Annotated in this window: 15 protein-coding genes; 6 read left to right on the forward strand and 9 right to left on the reverse strand. The window is 60.6% G+C overall.

The genetic code is table 11. The annotated features are described in order from the left end of the window. Positions 1-30: 30 nt before the first annotated feature. The 5 genes from HED64_RS04115 to HED64_RS04135 are packed head-to-tail and all read right to left on the reverse strand — an operon-like array spanning position 31 to position 4,789. Positions 31-990, reverse strand: coding sequence for a sugar kinase (locus HED64_RS04115; protein WP_168150786.1), 960 nt, complete (start codon positions 988-990; stop codon positions 31-33). Next, a complete protein-coding gene (locus HED64_RS04120; protein WP_168150787.1) occupies positions 987-1,652 on the reverse strand; it encodes a bifunctional 4-hydroxy-2-oxoglutarate aldolase/2-dehydro-3-deoxy-phosphogluconate aldolase in 666 nt (221 codons plus the stop codon). The genes HED64_RS04115 and HED64_RS04120 overlap by 4 nt, the downstream gene beginning before the upstream one ends. Beyond that, the gene (locus HED64_RS04125) at positions 1,649-2,425 is read right to left on the reverse strand and encodes a glucose 1-dehydrogenase (protein ID WP_342590650.1); all 777 of its coding nucleotides are present in this window, start codon (positions 2,423-2,425) and stop codon (positions 1,649-1,651) included. Before HED64_RS04125 ends, HED64_RS04120 begins: the two co-directional genes overlap by 4 nt. A 10-nt stretch (positions 2,426-2,435) precedes the next feature. Next, positions 2,436-3,413, reverse strand: a complete 978-nt coding sequence (locus HED64_RS04130) for a C-terminal binding protein (RefSeq protein ID WP_210149192.1) — start codon at positions 3,411-3,413, stop codon at positions 2,436-2,438. Further along, a complete protein-coding gene (locus HED64_RS04135; RefSeq protein ID WP_168150789.1) occupies positions 3,410-4,789 on the reverse strand; it encodes an MFS transporter in 1,380 nt (459 codons plus the stop codon). Before HED64_RS04135 ends, HED64_RS04130 begins: the two co-directional genes overlap by 4 nt. A 157-nt stretch (positions 4,790-4,946) precedes the next feature. On the opposite strand from HED64_RS04135, the gene HED64_RS04140 reads away from it, so the two are divergent. Further along, positions 4,947-5,714, forward strand: coding sequence for an IclR family transcriptional regulator (locus tag HED64_RS04140; RefSeq protein ID WP_168150790.1), 768 nt, complete (start codon positions 4,947-4,949; stop codon positions 5,712-5,714). Between the two features lie 182 nt (positions 5,715-5,896). Here the strand turns inward: HED64_RS04140 and HED64_RS04145 are convergent, their stop codons facing one another. Continuing rightward, positions 5,897-7,471: an AbgT family transporter gene (locus HED64_RS04145; RefSeq protein WP_168150791.1), complete on the reverse strand. Its 1,575-nt coding sequence runs from the start codon at positions 7,469-7,471 to the stop codon at positions 5,897-5,899. Next, entirely contained in the window at positions 7,468-8,730 is a 1,263-nt protein-coding gene (locus HED64_RS04150; RefSeq protein WP_168150792.1) for a M20 metallopeptidase family protein, read from the reverse strand. The genes HED64_RS04145 and HED64_RS04150 overlap by 4 nt, the downstream gene beginning before the upstream one ends. 125 nt (positions 8,731-8,855) lie before the next feature. On the opposite strand from HED64_RS04150, the gene HED64_RS04155 reads away from it, so the two are divergent. From HED64_RS04155 to HED64_RS04175, 5 genes are all read left to right on the forward strand, one after another. Then, complete coding sequence (locus tag HED64_RS04155; protein ID WP_168150793.1) at positions 8,856-9,848, forward strand: Lrp/AsnC family transcriptional regulator; 993 nt, start codon at positions 8,856-8,858, stop codon at positions 9,846-9,848. A 1,036-nt stretch (positions 9,849-10,884) separates the two neighbouring features. After that, positions 10,885-12,123 carry an ammonium transporter gene (locus tag HED64_RS04160; protein ID WP_132360288.1) on the forward strand — a complete coding sequence of 413 codons (1,239 nt, stop codon included), beginning with the start codon at positions 10,885-10,887 and terminating at the stop codon, positions 12,121-12,123. A gap of 44 nt (positions 12,124-12,167) precedes the next feature. Continuing rightward, on the forward strand, positions 12,168-12,515 hold the full coding sequence (locus HED64_RS04165) for a P-II family nitrogen regulator (protein ID WP_168150794.1): 348 nt from the start codon (positions 12,168-12,170) through the stop codon (positions 12,513-12,515). Between the two features lie 142 nt (positions 12,516-12,657). Further along, positions 12,658-13,788, forward strand: a complete 1,131-nt coding sequence (locus HED64_RS04170; protein ID WP_168150795.1) for a tyramine oxidase subunit B — start codon at positions 12,658-12,660, stop codon at positions 13,786-13,788. 273 nt (positions 13,789-14,061) lie between these two features. Beyond that, on the forward strand, positions 14,062-14,508 hold the full coding sequence (locus HED64_RS04175; RefSeq protein WP_168150796.1) for a hypothetical protein: 447 nt from the start codon (positions 14,062-14,064) through the stop codon (positions 14,506-14,508). Between the two features lie 216 nt (positions 14,509-14,724). Here the strand turns inward: HED64_RS04175 and HED64_RS04180 are convergent, their stop codons facing one another. Together HED64_RS04180 and HED64_RS04185 are read right to left on the reverse strand one after the other, a co-directional pair. Next, positions 14,725-15,960: an allantoate amidohydrolase gene (locus HED64_RS04180; protein WP_168150797.1), complete on the reverse strand. Its 1,236-nt coding sequence runs from the start codon at positions 15,958-15,960 to the stop codon at positions 14,725-14,727. A 53-nt stretch (positions 15,961-16,013) separates the two neighbouring features. Further along, entirely contained in the window at positions 16,014-17,183 is a 1,170-nt protein-coding gene (locus HED64_RS04185; RefSeq protein WP_168150798.1) for an FAD-dependent oxidoreductase, read from the reverse strand. Between the last annotated feature and the right edge of the window lie 87 nt (positions 17,184-17,270).

The following is a 17,270-nucleotide window of genomic DNA, read 5'->3' on the forward strand; positions in this document are numbered from 1 at the left end:
GGCTTGCCCGTTGGCCCTTGCCTGGACTTCTTAGCGAGCCACTGGCTCGCTTTGCTCGAGCATCCCGAGCTCGTGGCGGCGCGGCATACCTTCCCAATCTCCGGGAACCATGCAGGCAAATGCCCCGGTGCGCACCGCCGTTTCCAACCGCTGGTGCGGATCCAGACCGTTGAGCAGTTCGGCGATGTAGCCGGCAACAAAGGCATCCCCGGCACCGACGGTGTCAACCACCGGCACCTTGATCGCATCTCGACGGTATTCGTTACCGTCAATCAATGCCACGGCGCCTGCGTCCCCCAGCTTGATGATGACCTGGCGCGGACCCAGCTCTGCAATGCAACGAGCCAGCTCCATGGGGTCCTCGCTTGGACCCACGGCAATGGCAGCTTCCTCATCCCCGGCAAACACCACATTGGCCTTGGACAGGATGCCTCGGTAGGCCTTCCCCGCTTCTTGCTCGCTCCACAGCGCCGCTCGGTAGTTCAGATCGAAGGACACCAATACTCCGGCGGCGTGTGCGATCGCGATGGCGGTCTCCACCGCATCGGCGGCCTCGGCCGAAAGCGCGGGGGTGATCCCGGTCAGGTGAAGCAGTCGGGCCCGGGAGATCAAGGAAACCGGAAGGTCTGCGGCGGATAGCTTGGACCCTGCGGAGCCAGACCTGTAATACCAGACTTTTTGGTGGGTTTCGGTGCGGCGTTCCTTGATCATCAGGCCCGTAGGAGCTGATACGTCGCGAACCACCACGGTGTTCACGTCTTCGGCTCGGAGCTCGCGTTGCACTAGATCGCCCAGGCCATCTGCTCCCAAGCGCCCGATCCACGAAACGGAGGTGCCCAGACGGCGCAGGGCAATGGCGAAGTTCGTCTCTGAGCCGCCCATGCCCAGTCCCAGGGTGGAGGCGTGGGCCAGCGGACCGGCACTGGTGCCGCGCATCAACGCCATGGTCTCCCCAAGAGTCACCACATCGGTGAACTTGATGTCACTCATACCTTTACTCCGTCCTTGGCCTCGGCCACGGCGTTCACCAAAGCCTTCGCCCTGACGGTGAGCTCCGCTAAGTCCCCACCCTTAAACGCATCTCCGAGCAGTGGGCCACCCACGCTCACCGCAAGCGCGCCGGCACGGATCCATTCAACTGCCTCGGCAACATCGACGCCTCCCGAAGGAACCGCCTGGATGTCCGGGAAGGGACCGCGCAGGTCCTTGAGGAAACCGGGACCTACCTGGGATGCGGGGAAGATCTTCACCGCAGTGGCCCCGGCCTTCCATCCGGCGAACAGCTCGGTGGGCGTCATGCCACCCGGATAAACCGGGATGCCGGCCGCTACAGCGGTGGCAACGATTTGTGGGTCGGTAATCGGCGTGACAATAAAACCTGCGCCACCGGCGATGGCGGCCTCGGCATCTTCAACCGTGGTGATGGTGCCAACTCCGATATCTGCGTTTGCTCCGTAGCGGCCGCGCAGCACGGGTAGCTCCTCAAAGACGCCTGCTGTGCTCAGCGTCAGCTCGATGCTGGTGACGCCTCCGGCGACCAGCGCGTCGATGACCGGCGCGTATTCACTCGCGTGTTTGGCACGCAGCACGGCCACGATCGGGGTTTCACGCAGCAGCGCACCGGGGGCCGGGCGATTAGTATTCTTGCTCATCGCGACAGCCACCCGCCGTCCACCGCGAGGACCGTGCCGTGGATGTAGTCGGCAGTACCGCTGGCCAGGAAGAGCACGGCTCCCGCCAGATCATCCGGGTTGCCCCAGCGTCCGGCCGGGATACGCATCAGGATTTGTTCGTTGCGCGCTTCGTCGGCCAGCAGTGCTTCGTTCATGTCGGTGGCGATGTAGCCGGGGGCCACAGCGTTCACGTTCACTCCACGCCCTGCCCATTCGTTGCACAGGGCCTTGGTCAGCTGCGCCACAGCGCCCTTGGAGGCAGCATAGGCCGGAACCCGGAAGCCTCCCTGGAAGGTGAGCATCGAGGCTAGGTTGATGATCTTGCCGTTGCCGCGTTCGAGCATCGGTGCGCCAAAGAGCTGGCAGAGCTGGAACACCGCGCGGATGTTCACGTTCATCACGGTATCGAAGTCCACCAGCGGGAATTCCACGGCGTCGTGGCGGATCTGGGTTCCTGCGTTGTTCACCAGGATGTCCACCTGGCCCAGGGCCAGCGCCTGCGCGGCTGCGCTGGCGACCGAGGCCTCATCGCTCAAATCTACGGCGATGGCCTGTGCGGTGCGCCCGGTTTCCTTGGCCAACTGCTCAAGTTCCGGTGCCAGCTCCCCGCGCTGCAGGGTGATGACATTCGCGCCCTGGCGCATGAGTCCTGCGGCAATATGCAGTCCAATGCCGCGGGAGGCTCCCGTGATCACTGCGGTGCGACCGGTGATGTCAAAGACTCCCCCGGTCTGGGTCGTGTTGGTGGACACGGTAGAGCTCCTAGCGAGAAGCAGCGAGTGCTGCGGGGTTGTAAATGTTGCGTGGTTCCTTGCCCGCACAAACGTCAATGACATTTTGCAGGGCGCGTGACTTCAGTTCGGTGTAGGACTCCTCGGAGTACCAGGCCGCGTGCGGGGTTAATACCGCATTGGGCTCGGTGAGCAGGTCCGAATCCACCGGCAGTGGTTCTTCCTCGAAGACGTCAAGACCGGCTCCGTAGAGCTTGCCGCTGCGCAGGGCGCGGACCACGGCTGCGGATTCGACGACCCCGCCACGGCAGGTGTTGATCAGTACCGCGCCGTCCTTGACCTTGGCCAGGAAGTCGTCGTTGACCAAGTGGTGGGTGTGCGCGTTCAGCGGCACGTGCAGGGAGATGACATCTGCCTGCTCGAGCACCTGCTCCATGGTGAACACCTCGATGCCATCTTCGGTTCTGGTGCCGGTTTCGCGGGCCGGATCAGAACCAATGACCTGGTAGCCCAAGCCCTTGGCCTTGCGTCCGGTGGCGGCGCCGATCAGGCCCAGACCGATCACACCAAAGACGCGTCCGCGGATGCGGCGCAGCGGCTTGACCGATTCCAGGGAGAAGGAGCCGGCGCGCAGTTCGCGGTCCAGGCGGGTGATCCCGCGGGCCAGGGTGGCGGCCAGGCAGATCGAGTGGTCCGAGACGTCCTCGGTGCCGTAGTCCGGGACGTTGGAGACAACAATGCCGCGTGCGGTGGCTGCCTCGATGTCAAGGGTGTCAACGCCCACGCCGTAGCGGCCAATGGCCTTGAGCTGGGGCAGGGCGTCCATGACGCGTGCGGTGATCGGTGCGTACTGCACCACGATGCCATCGAAGTCGGCTGCTGCTGCGATGACTTCTTCCTCGGTGTGGCACTGGGCCAGGACCAGTTCGATCCCTGCCGCTGCTGCGACTTCCTGCTCGACGGCGATCGAGTCGTGGTCGCAGTCGGTGATCAAGATACGGATGCTCATTTGTGGGCGTCTTCTTCCGTGAGTAGGTCGCGGTCCCGGGTTTCGGGAGCCTTGAGTGCGGCGATGAAGGTGATAGCCATCATCAGGGTCATGTAGATGGCCACCGGGATCCAGGATCCGGAGGCCCAGGTGACGAGGGCGGAGCAGATCAGCGGGGCGATACCGCCACCGAAGACCGAGGAGAATTCGCGGCCAAGGGCCACGCCCGCATAGCGGTAGCGGGATCCGAAGAGCTCCGGGAAGTAGGCTGCCTGCACACCAACGGTGCCCTGCGCGGCGAAGATGAAGCCGAGCACGATGACCACGCCGATCCAGAACAAGCTGCCGGTGTTCAGCAGCATGAAGGCGGGGAACGGGAAGAGCAACAGGAATCCGGTGATGCTCAGGTAGAGCGGTCGGCGTCCGAACTTATCGGAGAGGTTGCCGGCGATCCAGGCTGAGACACAGGCGAACATGGCGCCGATGAACAGGACCTTGGGAATGAAGGTGGAATCCACGGCCAGGTAGGTGATCAGGTAGGAGCCCATGAAGGTCTGGAAGATGTAGGAGTGGGCGTTGGCGCCCACATTCATGAAGAAGACACTGAACAGGCCGCGGCGACCGTTCTTGAAAACGTCGGCGGCGGGAGTTGCCTGGCGTTCGGCCATGCCGACCTCTGCCTTGAGCTCCGCCATGACCGGGGATTCCTTGAGATTGCGGCGGATTAACCAGGCCGCAATGGTAACGAAGATCGAGGAGAAGAAGACCAGACGCCAGCCGTAGGACAGCAGAGCTTCGCGCGGCATTAGCTGTACCAGCATCCAAACGACGGCACCCATGGCGGTACCTGCGGCGGCACCCACAAAGACCAGCGAGGCGAAGCGTCCGCGCTTGCCCTTGGCGGCGAGCTCGGTCAGCAGCACCACGCCGCCAGCCTGTTCGGCGCCGGCACCGAAGCCCTGCAGGAAGCGGCAGGCCACCAGCAGGATCGGCGCCCAGACACCGGCCTGAGCGTAGGTCGGCAGCAGGCCGATCGCGAACGTGGCAACGCCCATGAGCATCAAGGTACAGACCAGCACCCACTTGCGTCCGAGCCGGTCCCCGTAGCGGGAGAAGAACAGTCCGCCGAGCGGACGTGCGCCAAAGCCGACGGCATAGGCGCCGAAGGATGCGATGATGCCGACCGCGGGGCTGACGTTGGGGAAGAAGATCGTATTGAAGATGATCGCCGACGCGGTTCCGTAGATCACGAAGTCGTACTGTTCAAGCGCCGTACCGACCAGTCCCGCCCAAGCGGCCCGGCGGACATTCTTCTGGTCGTGCCGTGCCGTCGTCGCGGCTGGCTGTGCGCCAGCCGTCACTGTTCCGCCGGCGGGAACTCCGTTGTTCTCGTTCATAGTTACCAATCCAAAGAATTGAGTCATACCTATTATCGGGATGACGTCCCACTTTCAATAAATCAACTATAAGCCACATCACACCTCCGAATGCAACCCACGTCACACGATCTTGTATTGCGGCAGGTGAGCGCCGAAGTCATGCAAGACTTATTGCATGGAAAAACCGACCGGAGCCAAGACCCTCGAGCGCGGCCTTGATCTGCTGGATCACGTGGCAGCCGGCGTCGATCGGCTGGACGACATCGCCGCTGCGGCGGGACTGAGCCGCTCCTCGACTCACCGCATGCTGACCTCTTTGGTGGCCGGGCGTTACCTCTCCCTGGGCCCGGATAACCGCTATCGGCTCGGTCTCAAACTCATGGAACTCGGTGCCCAGACCCAGCGCAGCCTGAACTTGCCCGAGGAAATCCAGTCCAGGCTGGCAGAAATCGCCGACGCCACCCGCGACACCACACACCTGGGCATTCTGGAGGCCGACGACGTCCTCTACCTGGCTAAGGCCCGCGGCAGTCGCGGCATAGAAATGGCCTCGCGACCCGGCGGGCGATTGCGCGCTCAGAACACCGCGATGGGCAAGATGATTCTGTCCTTCCGACCGCGTGCGGAGGCGCTGACGCATTTTGACCCCACCGCCACCATCACCGATTTCTCGCTCAAAACCGTGGAGGACTTTGACCGCGAGTTAACCCTGGTTCGTGAACGCGGCTACTCGCTGGATAACCAGGAAAATGAGCTCGGCATCATCTGCGTGGCCATCCCCATTCCGGATCTGAGTGGACAGCCGGTCGCCTCAATCTCGGTGTCCGCACCCAGCGTTTACATGACCGAGGAGCGAATCGCTGACCTGGTGGCAGTGCTGAACTCGCACGCGCCCCAGATCACCAGCTGCCTGCCGCCGGGGTTCAAAGACTCTTGGGAATAACCGAAACACCGTCAAGGGCGTAGCTTCACTCCCCTTTCCCATTCTTCGGTGACCAACTATGAGATGCTCACAAAAATGCACCCCGTGCGGTCAATAGGAACACGTTGTGTTCGTACCGACCCCACCGGGTGCATTACGGAGCAATCGAAATGTCAGGTCGGAACGCTCGACCAAGAACGTAATTATGGCTCCAGGAAGATGCCATTGCCCGGACCAAGCGGCAGATCTAGGAAGAAGAAGACACTCAGGATGCCAACCCACGCCAGCCAGAACGGGACCACAAAGGGCAGCATGCGGGCAATGAGGGTCCCCAGCCCTGCCTGAGGTTCGTACCTACGCAACATGGTGAGTAGAACGATCATGTAGGGGTTCAGCGGGGTGATGACCTGAGTTGCCGAGTCACCCACTCGGAATGCGCCCTGGATGAAGGCTGGTTCGTAGCCCAGTAGTACAAACAATGGTACGAATACGGACGCCATCAGCGTCCACATCGCCGAGCCGGAGATAATGAAAAGGTTCAGTAACGAGGCCAGCACAATAAAGGCGAGGATGGCCGGGTAACCGGTCAGGCCAATGGCTTCCAGGCCGGTGGCACCGGTCACGGCGATCCACTGTCCGATTCCCGACCAGTTGAACAGTGCGATGAACTGACCCAGGATAAACGCCAGGACCAAGAATCCAGCCATGTCCCGGATGGACTCACCCATGACCTTCGGGACATCACTTCCACGCTGAATGATGCCGACCAATTTTCCGTAAACCAAGCCCGGAATCATGAACATGGAAAACACAATGAAAACGATCGAGCTCAGCAGGGGTGACTTGGGCAGGAAACCGCCGTCCTCGTTACGCCAGGGCGAATCCGGCAACAAGACGGCGACCAACATCAGCGCGGCCAGTCCAACACCAGCGGCCACCGAGAATTTCAGCGCCCGTGCTTCGCTCGGGGTCAGTTCCGGGTTAAGCGTCTCGGCCGCTTCGACCTCACTCCCTTCCGAATCGGTCGCCACCGTCGGCACACCCTGACGGGTCAACCGCGGCTCAAGAACTTTGTCGATGATAAATCCGGCCAAGAGCATCAGCACAAAGGAGGAAACGATGTTGAAGAAGAGGTTGGAGACCGGAGTGACAGCCGCCCCGGCGTTGGGCATGGTGTCGGTGACGGCGGTGGTAATGCCGGCAAAAAGGGCGTCAAGGCTGGTGACCAGGAAGTTCGTGGAATAACCGGCACCGGCGGCGGCGAAGCCGCCCAACAATCCCGCCACGGGGTGGCGTCCCGCCGCCTTGAAAACGAGTGCCGCCAGCGGCGGAATGATGACAAATGCCGCGTCCGCCATGATGGACCCGACCACCCCGACAACACCCACGGCGTAGGGCAACGCCCACCGTGGTGCAGAGCCAAAGGCCTTGCGGATCATCGCCGCAAGCATGCCCGACTTCTCGGCAACGCCCACGGCCAACAGGATGGGAAGCACCGTGGCCAGAGGCGGAAAGCCGAGGTAGTTGGTTCCAATGTTGGCGGTGAGCCAGCTCAACCCCTCGGGAGTGAAAAGTCCCCGAATCGCCGTGGCATCCGCGCTGCCCGGGAGCTGAACACTGACCTGCATCCAGGCCATCACGGTGGAGAGAACCGCCGTAATGGTGAAAAGAATCAGGAAGAGCATAAAAGGATCGGGCAGCTTATTGCCCACCTTCTCCACGCCGGTCAGGAACCTGTCCATCACCTTCGTAGGGCGTTGCTTGGTCAGAGTGCTCATTGATGGACCTCCACTGCGGTCGCCACAACGCGGCGTTCGTGGGCCAGCTGCTGAAGCCGGTTCTCCGCTAGCTGAGCATAAAGTGCAGCACCCTCGGCCAAGACCCCGTCGTCGAAGGACGCAAATGGGGAATGGTTGAATTGAACCGAATTCGGATCAACGCCGGGAGCCGCTGCACCCAGTCCGACAAATGCGCCCGGAACCTGGTTGAGCACCCGAGAGAAGTCCTCGGAGGCGGCCAACGGCTGCTTCATCTGGATAATGCGCTCGGTGCCGAATAATTCGGCCGCGGTGTCCATGACAACCTGTGCCTCGGCGTCATTGTTGACGGTGGCTGGATATCGGGGCCGGAATTCGACATCGGCGTCCAGCCCGTGGGCGCGGGCGATCCCGCCGAGCAGCTGCGGGGCAAGACGCTTGAGTCGATCTCGGCTGGCTTCGGAGAAGGTGCGTACGCTGGCCTCGAAGTAGGCCGAATCGGGAATGATGTTTGACGCGGTCCCCGCCCGGAGCAAGCCAACGGTGATGACTACGGGGTCGAAGATGTCGAACTGCCGAGTGACTGCCACCTGCAGGGCAGAGATCATCTCCGTGACCACCGCGATGGGGTCCTGGGCCTTGTACGGTGCAGAACCGTGGCCACCGGTTCCCTGAACGGTGACGATCAACGTGTCCGAGGCAGACATCATGATGCCGGGACGAGTGAGGAAGTTTCCGTGGTCGGTCTGGCCGGAGAAGACGTGCATGCCGAAAGCAGCGTCCACGCGGCGACCGGCAAGATCCAGGATCCCCTCATCGATCATGATGCCGGCTCCGTTGCAGCCTTCCTCGCCGGGCTGGAACATGAACACCACGTCGCCCGGCAGTTGACTCTGGCGCTCGGCGAGCAGCCGGGCGGCACCGGCGAGCATGGCGGTGTGGAGATCGTGTCCGCAGGCATGCATGGCACCGTCGATGCGCGAGGAATACTGCACATTGGTGCGTTCTTGGACCGGCAAGCCGTCCATGTCTCCGCGCAGCAACACCACGGGTCGATCGGAGGTGTGGGTTCCGGCAGCATCCGCCGTTCCGCGCAACACACCACCGATTGAACTCAGCTGTCGGCCGAGGGTGATTTCCAGCGGCAAGTCCTCGAGTTCGCTCAGGACCCGCTCTTGGGTTCGTGGCAGGTCGAGCCCGATCTCGGGTTCCTGATGTAGTGCATGGCGGAGCCGAATCAACTCGGGTTCCAACTGGCGCGCATTGTGCAGATGTGACATGGATTTCCTTTGCGTGCTGTAGATCTACTTTCGGATGAGCGTATATGTTGGATGCTTGCGGGCCTCCGAGTCGCTGGAATCCTGCGCAACTACCGTGAAATATCGAAGAATGGTGCAGGTCGTACATGACATCGGACGTATCGGAAGAGGATCTGATGCTGATCCACGCGCTGCAAATTGCGCCTCGGGTCAGCTGGATCGACGCTGCACGGGTGCTTGATTCGCATCCGACGACGTTGGCCGCGCGTTGGCAACGGCTTCAGGCCGCGGGGCTGGCCTGGGTCACGGCCAATGCCATCAGCACCTCCATGGAGTCGACGTTTTCCCTCTTCGACGTCGAATGCACGGTGACCGAACGTCACTCGGCCATCGATGAGCTGTGCGCCATACCCGAGGTGGTATCGATCCTTGAATCCGCTAGCAACCGCGATCTGCTGTTGAAGGTGCAAACCGCGAACCTCGCCGAGTTGGGGCGCAAGATCGTGCCGATGCTGACTCGAATCCCGGGAATCACCAAGTACGAGGCCTCCATCTGCACCCGGGTGCATTCCGAGGGTCACATTTGGCGCCTCGACGCTTTGAATAGAAGCCAACAGGCCCAACTGGAGTCGCTGGCCGCGCCCATCACGGGGCCGCCGTATGTGCTCACCGCCTCCGATGAGGGCATGGTGAAATGCCTGATTCGCGATGGTCGGGCCAGTTCCACTCAGATCGCGCGCGAGATCGGAATGCACCCCACAACGGTGAGTAGGCGGTTGAACCGCATTCTGGCCAGTGGCGTGTTGTCGTTTCGCTGCGAGTTGTCGCAGTTGGATTCCGCCTTTCCGGTTAGTTGCCAATGGTTCGCTGTGGTCCCGCCGGGACAACATCAACAGGCAGCGGAGATCTTGCGGTCCTTCCGGAATCTGCGTCTTTGCGCTTCCACCACCGGGACGACAAATTTCACGTTTGTCCTCTGGCTTCGCTCCGTGGCGGAGGTTATGGACGTCGAGCTGGCGATCTCCGAGCGCATTCCGGAAATTCGGTTTGCCGAGAGTGCCGTGGCGTTGGCGTACCCGAAGCGCGTGGGGTGGCTGTTGGATGAGAACGGCAGAGCCACCCGCGGCGTGGTGACCTGATTTCTGTGGGCTTCCCAAAGGGCGCTCAAACAACTTTGCAGGAAGGTCATTGCTCATCTGCGGGGCAGCCTTCACTTTTCATGCAGGGCGCATGCGGCCGTGCTCGTGGATGTGCGATGCGACTATTGCGCTGAAGACGTGCAGAGGCCCATCCGGTGCACCTGAGTGTGTTGGTGCGGGTGGGATGTTCCCGGTTAGGAATTCGACCTAGTGACATGGTCTCGGGGATTGAGGCACCTCCCGGATCTTTGCTGATGTGCGTTCGGGAATAACAGTCTCAGTACCCGGAGCCTCCTTAACAACCGGTAGGCCGGCGCAACTCTCTCGCTTTTCGATGAGCGTTGCCCGGCGAACTGTGAGATCAACACTCTGCAAAAATAGAGAATGGCGCAAAATTCAACGCAATGTTTGTGAGATTTATTTAACGTTTCGTCACGCATAGTTGAAATCAACCTACGGCATCATAGTCACCCAAGCCGCCTCGCCATCGAACCACGAGGCGCATCATTACCACCAGTAAATCGTCAACCACATATTCGCGTCCAATACTTTCTGTGTCGCTACAATTAGCAATCCGCTAAGAATGAGAAATGACGCGCACTACTTCGAACGAGGGCGCAGTGCCTACCCTCGCACCGCTCCTTTGGCAGTAACTCGGATCCCCAAGACGAGCAATCTATTCGAACATCAGCGCCATTTGACTTGGCAAAGCGCAGTTCACCAAGAAACCTCACGGGCATCAGAATCCTCGACGAGTTGCCGCTCGATCCGGGGAAAAGCCGTGTGCCAAACAAAAACGCCTACCACGCGATCAGCTGAAGCCCACGCGCTGCGTGCAACTACGCGAACCACCCTCGAACCGTCAACCGAAATTCACGAGTCGCTCTTCGGATGTCGATGAATTTACATTCCAGAAATAATCATCAGAACTTTCCGTGCTGATTATTCTGCACGAAACAAATCGGAAAGACGCGCGGCATCCGGCCTCGATAAGTTGTTCTTACTCGCACAGAATTTCTTGGGAAGGGAGCAACACATGGAACCCGCAGATATCGCCTGGATACTGACAGCCATCGCCTTAGTTCTACTCATGTTCCCCGGCCTCGCCATGCTCTACGGCGGAATGCTTAACGGACGCAACGTACTGAACATGGTCTTGATGGTCATGAGCTCGCTGGCAGTCACCGCAGTTGTCTACGTGATCATCGGTCACGGTCTAGTTTTGGGTGACTCGGTAGGAGGCGCCGGGATCATCGGCAACCCCTTCGAGTACTCGTTCTTCACCTCCTTCATGGAAGATGACGGAAGCGGCGGACCGCTTTGGGGCGCCTTCTACATTCTTTTCGCAGGAATCAGCGTCGCGTTGGTCGCTTCCGGCGCCGCCGGCCGCATGAAGTTCGGCTCCTGGCTCGTGTTTGTGGCCCTGTGGGTGGTGCTCGTTTACGGGCCGCTCGGCCACTGGGTGTTCGCTTTCTCGAATGAAGAAACAGGAGTTGTTGGCGGCTGGATGCGCAACCAGCTCAAATTGCACGACTTCGCCGGCGGCACCGCCATTCACCTCAACGCTGGCGCCGCAGGCTTGGCGCTGGCCATGGTCCTTGGCCGCCGCAATGCTCCCGCCGGGCGTCCACACAACCTCCCACTGATGCTCGTGGGCGTTGCCCTGATCGCCACCGGTTGGATCGGGTTCAACGGTGGCACCGCCGGTGGCGCCAACTTCCTGGCCCAGTACGTCGTGTTGACCTCGATCCTGTCACTGGCTGGTGGCATCCTCGGCTTCATCGCGATTGAACGGATCCGTGATGGACATGCCACCATGCTTGGAGCCGGAACCGGCGCCATCGCGGGTTTGGTAGGCATCACGCCAGTGGCCGACGCCGTTGGACCGGTCGGCGCACTCTTTGTCGGCTTCCTCGCCTCGGCCGCAGCTGCTTGGGCCATCACGTGGAAGCGCCGCCACAAGATCGATGATGCACTGGACGTCTTCGCCATCCACGGCATTGCCGGCATCACCGGTTCACTCTTCGCGGTCTTCCTAGCCAACGCTGCGGCACCTGCCGGATTCAGCGGCATCCTGCGCGGCGGCGAGATGGATCTGCTGTGGCGTGAAGGCCTGGCCCTGATTGTCACCATGGTTTACAGCTTCGCCATGACCTACGCGATTGCGTGGACCATGAACAAGATTGTTCCCATCCGTGTCAGCGTTGAAGAAGAGGAACTTGGTCTTGACCGAGCCCTCCATGTCGAAACGGCCTATGAAGGCCGCACCTTCTAAAATCCCACCCGCAGCATCGAACACCGAGTGAGAGACATCAAATCATGAAACTCATTACCGCAATCATCAAGCCCATCCGGGTGGAAACCGTATCCAAGGAACTGGAAAAGGCCGGCTTCACCGGATTGAGCGTCAGCGAGATGCAGGGCCGCGGCGCCCAGGCCGGACGCATGGAGTACTACCGCGGCCAAGCCTTCGCCGTCGAGTTCCGCACCAAGATGTGCATCGAGCTCCTGGTCGCCGAGAAAGACGTCGACAAGGCCATCGACGTCATTGTTGCCAATGCCCGCACCGGAGACGCCGGAGCGATCGGTGACGGCAAGGTCTGGGTCACGCCGGTTGAACGTGTGGTGCGCGTTCGCACCGGCGAAGAAGGCGAAGCAGCAATCTAGGTTCCATCCCCCACATTCCTGCTGCGGCGGCGCGCCGGTTGCGCCAAACCGATTGGCCGCCGCAGCAGCACCAAAACTTTTCATCATCACCGGCCCAGCCACGGGCCAGATTTGCTACGTGTCTTGAGAAAGGACCCCCATCATGACCAACATCGACTTCCGCTACTTGAGCGAAGCAGACATGATCGAAGCTGGCGTCACGGACATCGCCCGTTGCGTTGATGTTATGGAAGAAACCCTCGTGCTGATGCGCAAGGGCGATTACATGATGGCCGGTGAGAACGGCAATTCCCACGGTGCCATGATCACCTTCCCGCAGGTCCCGCAGCATGCAGGTATGCCGGAGGATGGTCCGGACCGTCGATTCATGGCCATGCCCGCCTACCTCGGTGGACGCTTCAACACCACCGGCGTGAAGTGGTACGGCTCCAACGCCGAAAACCGCAAGAAGGGGTTGCCTCGCTCCATTCACCTCTTCACCCTGAATGACACCGATTCCGGTGCCCCGCTGGCGATCATGAGTGCCAACCTGCTCTCCGCCTACCGCACCGGTGCCGTCCCGGGTGTTGGCGTGAAGCACCTGGCCAGGGAAGACTCCAAAGTTGTTGCAGTGGTTGGCCCCGGTGTCATTGCCAAGTCCGTCATCGATGCAACGCTGACGCTGCGCCCGGGCATCCACACCGTAACGATCAAGGGACGCAGCACCTCCGGTGCCGAAACCTTCGCCGCGTATGTCAAGGACAAGTACCCGCAGATCACCACCGTCGAGATTGCCGACTCCATTGAGGCTGCCATCGCCAACGCGGACATTGTCATCGCGACCACCACAACAGACATCGCCGGCTCCGATGCCTTCCCGTACTTCCCCAAGCACGCAATCAAGCCCGGCGCTTTGTTGCTGCTGCCGGCAGCGGCACGCTTCGATGATGACTTCATCATCAACGACGCCCGCCTGATCCTTGATGCCCGCGGCCTCTACAACGCGTGGGCCGAGGAGTACCAGGCCGAGGCCTACCAGCTGTTGGGCATTCCCGGCACTCACTTCCACGACCTGATGCGTGCGGGCAAGCTTGATGAATCCAAGCTCGAGGAAATCGCAGACGTTGCCACCGGCGCCATTCCCGCCCGCCGTAACGACGAGGAGATCATCCTCTACTCGGTCGGCGGCATGCCGACCGAAGACGTCGCCTGGGCCACCGAGCTGTACCGCACCGCCGAAGAGAAGGACATTGGTCAGGTGCTAAACCTCTGGGCAGCACCGGTCATGGCGTAGTCCCCCACATATTCGAAGGGTTCGTGCATCCCGTGGTGTGGTGCACGAGCCCTTCGTGCTTTTCAGTCGACTCGACCATTAGTTGGCATGCGGCCGCCGAAAGGACATCCCCCGTGATCCATCGGCGAAGCACCCCCGAGTATTCCGGGATCAACTTTGTTGTTGGTGGCCAATTGCCTTATACGAGACCTTCGAACATATACCCCGTCATATTTGTATTGGTCGAACAACCACAAATAACTTTGCGTCGTAAGCGTGTGCCAAGATTCGATTATGAAAAGAATCCTCACGCCACTCGTTCTCGCTTTTGCACTCACCCTGACTGCTTGCGGCGGAACAACTGCCACGCCGACCGTTACTACGGATGCCAAACCCGCCGAGGAGACACAAACGATTCCCAATCTGGCTGGCAAATGGAAGCAGAGTAACTCCGCCAGCGAAGATTCCTACCAGCACGCCACGATCACCGACGACACGATCACTGTGGAGTGGGTTTCCGATGGTGGCGATACGACCTCTACGTATTGGATCGGAACATTTAAAGCTCCGACGGACGCGGCAGCGCCCTATGTGTGGTCATCCAAGCGGGATGTGAAAGCCACCGAATCAGCACTTCTAGCATCTAATGATGACACCAAAGAATTTACCTATGATGGCGAAACCATCAGCTACAAAGTTACCGCGCTTGGAACCACGACCAAGGTTGAGCTCAAGAAATAGGTTCACCCCATTAACTTGAGAAGCCCCCATCGAGCTTGAGCTCGATGGGGGCTTGGCTCTTGCCACAGCAACTGTGCATCGGATTTTCCTCCGAAAATTTCCGGACTCCCATGGGCGTCAACCCCTGCACCGGTAGGAACTACGCTGGTCAAAAAGAAGCAAGAGTCAGTCGCTCAGTCGACTGTCCCTTCCGTAAATTCCACCGTCAACCCGAGGCTAATTCAGCATCCCGGCCAGGGCATCGGCGAGCGCAGCCGCCCCGATCTCGGCGTCAGCGTCCTCGACGTATTCCTCAGGGGAATGCGAGATGCCGCTGGGGTTGCGCACGAAGATCATGGCACTGGGTACGTGGGCTGCAAGCACTCCTGCGTCGTGGCCGGCTCCGGTGTCCAGTACCGGAGCGTTTGTCAGCGGTCCTTGCAGGCGTGAGGTCAGGGTTGCATCAAAGGTGACGGTGGGGCTCAGTGATTCCTGGTTCAGGCTCAGTTCGCATCCTTCGGATGCTGCAAGATCTAGGGCGGTGTCGTGGATGCGTTGGATCAGTGCTGCGGTGATCGCATCATCCGGGTGGCGGACATCGAGCCAGAAGTTCACGGCGGAGGCAATCACGTTGGTGCCGCCGGGTACGGGTTCGATTCGTCCTACCGTGGCCCGGGCGTGAGGCTGCTCGCGGGCGATGTTTCGAATGGCCACCACCATTTGGGCTGCTGCCACCATTGGGTCCCGGCGCCCCGCCATGAGCGTCGTTCCGGCATGGTTTCCTTGCCCGGTGACGCTTAGGCGCCAGCGACCGTGGCCCAGGATCGAACCGCCAATGGCCACCGGGTGATCCAGCTCCCCCAGCCCGAGTCCTTGTTCCACGTGCAACTCAACAAAAGCGCCGATGTGAGCCAGACGTGTGGGGTCAGGTCCCATGAGACGCGTATCGAGTCCGTTGCTCCGCGCCACATCGGCAAAAGTGGTGCCATCTTGATCCCGTAGGTTCAGCGCCTTCTCCAGACTGATGGCACCGGTCATCATTCGTGTCCCGAGACAGGCCACGCCAAAGCGCGATCCTTCTTCTTCCGGGAAAACCACAATTGCGAGCGCTCTGGTGCGTTCTTGCACCCGGGACTTGAGCATGTCCAGGGCGGTCAGTGCGCTGGCAACACCGAGCGGTCCGTCGAAGGGTCCGCCTCCTGGAACCGAATCCAGATGGCTACCGGTGACCACGGCATCGGTGCGGTCCCCCGTTGGAAGATCCCACCAAGCCCACAGTGCACCATTGCCATCTTGCTCCACACTAAGACCACGGCTCTGTGCCTGTTCGATAAACCACTGTCGTAACTCGATCTCCGCGTGAGAGTAAACGGGGCGGGTGTATCCCCCGCGAAGTGTGTCTCGACCCGTTTCCGCTATCTGGCTCATGAGCCCGGTAACGGTACTCAGCGTGGTGGTGTTTGACTGCTGCATGAATTCTCCCGGGATGGTGATATTGAGCAAGGCTGCGGTGAGCGATTACTTGGTTAGACCAGCAGGCTTGCGGCCCGTGAACCCGGACGGAAGACCTGCGGCACACCCGCAGCTCCGGTGGCCAGATCTGCTGCCAGATCACCGAGCAGCGGGGCAAACTTGGCACCGTGCCCCGAGCATGGGGACATGATGGTGATGCCGTTGGTTTCATCAAGGATGAAATCTTCGGTGGGTGTGCTGGTGAAGATACAGGTAGTCTCCGCATAGGGCACCGGAATCAGACCCGGGAGGAAGGTCTTCACGTAATTGATCACGCGCTCGCGGTTAGCTGCGCTGACCACACCATCCTGTTCCGAGGCGTCCTTCATAATGCGTCCACCCTTGTATTCGGCAACCTTCTGTCCACGGAAGTCTGCGTCACGGCCTCCCGGCAGTCCATAGGACTGGAACTCGGCTGCCTTATGGATGTAAGTGGGCCATGCACCCATGGATTCCGGGACGGAATCTGCATAGGGGAAGTGGAACGCCTGCTCTTGGAAGACCTCAAAGGAGGGAATTCCCGAGACAAACCCGCTGGGCAGCGACAGGTTACCCAACAACCGCGGCAACCAGCCACCGGCGGCAACGACGACCTTGGCGCAGTCTTGGGTTCGTCCGTCTTCTGCGTGGATCCGGTACCCCGTGGCGGTGGATTCGATACTTTTCACCGGCCAGTTGTTTTCCACGCGTGCTCCATGCTTTTTGGCCTGAGCAACCATCGCCAAGACCGACGCCTCGGCGTCGATGACACCGGCCCCCGGCTGCCACAAAACCTCGGTATCAAACGCTATGCCGGCAAATCGTTCGCGTGCCTCGGCAGCCCCCAACAGCTCATGTTCGATACCGACCTGCTCTAAAATGTTGGCCAGATTGCGAGGATCGCGGGTCGGTCCGTAGTCAACGGCCCCCACGGGGTTGATCAGCTGGGTGCCTACGATCGATTCCAGTTCGTCCCAGCCAGATTTCGCCTGTTTCACCAGATCCGCGTAGAACGGCTCGGGGTAGGCGTAGCGGAAAATGCGCGCCGAGCCGTGGGAGCTGCTCGTGGCATTGGCAGGGGTGGTGCGCTCCAGCAGCGTGACCTCATATCCGCGCTGAGCCAGCTTCCATGCTGCGGCGGAACCGGCTAGACCCGCCCCGATGACGACGTATTCCGATGTTTCACGTGGTGTCTGCTGGCTCATGAAAACTCCTGGGATCACTGTGCGGCTAGCTCGTTTGCCGCTCCTAGGTTCAAGTAATCCACAAGATTCATGTCTGCGTCCAATATC

The organism is Paeniglutamicibacter terrestris, assembly GCF_012271785.1.
GTDB lineage: Bacteria > Actinomycetota > Actinomycetes > Actinomycetales > Micrococcaceae > Paeniglutamicibacter > Paeniglutamicibacter terrestris.

Excerpts from the sequence above, each read along its gene's own strand:
- HED64_RS04115 (WP_168150786.1), bottom strand. The coding sequence starts at position 990 with ATGAGTGACATCAAGTTCACCGATGTGGTGACTCTTGGGGAGACCATG.
- HED64_RS04120 (WP_168150787.1), bottom strand. The coding sequence starts at position 1,652 with ATGAGCAAGAATACTAATCGCCCGGCCCCCGGTGCGCTGCTGCGTGAA.
- HED64_RS04130 (WP_210149192.1), bottom strand. The coding sequence starts at position 3,413 with ATGAGCATCCGTATCTTGATCACCGACTGCGACCACGACTCGATCGCC.
- HED64_RS04135 (WP_168150789.1), bottom strand. The coding sequence starts at position 4,789 with ATGAACGAGAACAACGGAGTTCCCGCCGGCGGAACAGTGACGGCTGGC.
- HED64_RS04140 (WP_168150790.1), top strand. The coding sequence starts at position 4,947 with ATGGAAAAACCGACCGGAGCCAAGACCCTCGAGCGCGGCCTTGATCTG.
- HED64_RS04145 (WP_168150791.1), bottom strand. The coding sequence starts at position 7,471 with ATGAGCACTCTGACCAAGCAACGCCCTACGAAGGTGATGGACAGGTTC.
- HED64_RS04150 (WP_168150792.1), bottom strand. The coding sequence starts at position 8,730 with ATGTCACATCTGCACAATGCGCGCCAGTTGGAACCCGAGTTGATTCGG.
- HED64_RS04155 (WP_168150793.1), top strand. The coding sequence starts at position 8,856 with ATGACATCGGACGTATCGGAAGAGGATCTGATGCTGATCCACGCGCTG.
- HED64_RS04160 (WP_132360288.1), top strand. The coding sequence starts at position 10,885 with ATGGAACCCGCAGATATCGCCTGGATACTGACAGCCATCGCCTTAGTT.
- HED64_RS04165 (WP_168150794.1), top strand. The coding sequence starts at position 12,168 with ATGAAACTCATTACCGCAATCATCAAGCCCATCCGGGTGGAAACCGTA.
- HED64_RS04170 (WP_168150795.1), top strand. The coding sequence starts at position 12,658 with ATGACCAACATCGACTTCCGCTACTTGAGCGAAGCAGACATGATCGAA.
- HED64_RS04175 (WP_168150796.1), top strand. The coding sequence starts at position 14,062 with ATGAAAAGAATCCTCACGCCACTCGTTCTCGCTTTTGCACTCACCCTG.
- HED64_RS04180 (WP_168150797.1), bottom strand. The coding sequence starts at position 15,960 with ATGCAGCAGTCAAACACCACCACGCTGAGTACCGTTACCGGGCTCATG.
- HED64_RS04185 (WP_168150798.1), bottom strand. The coding sequence starts at position 17,183 with ATGAGCCAGCAGACACCACGTGAAACATCGGAATACGTCGTCATCGGG.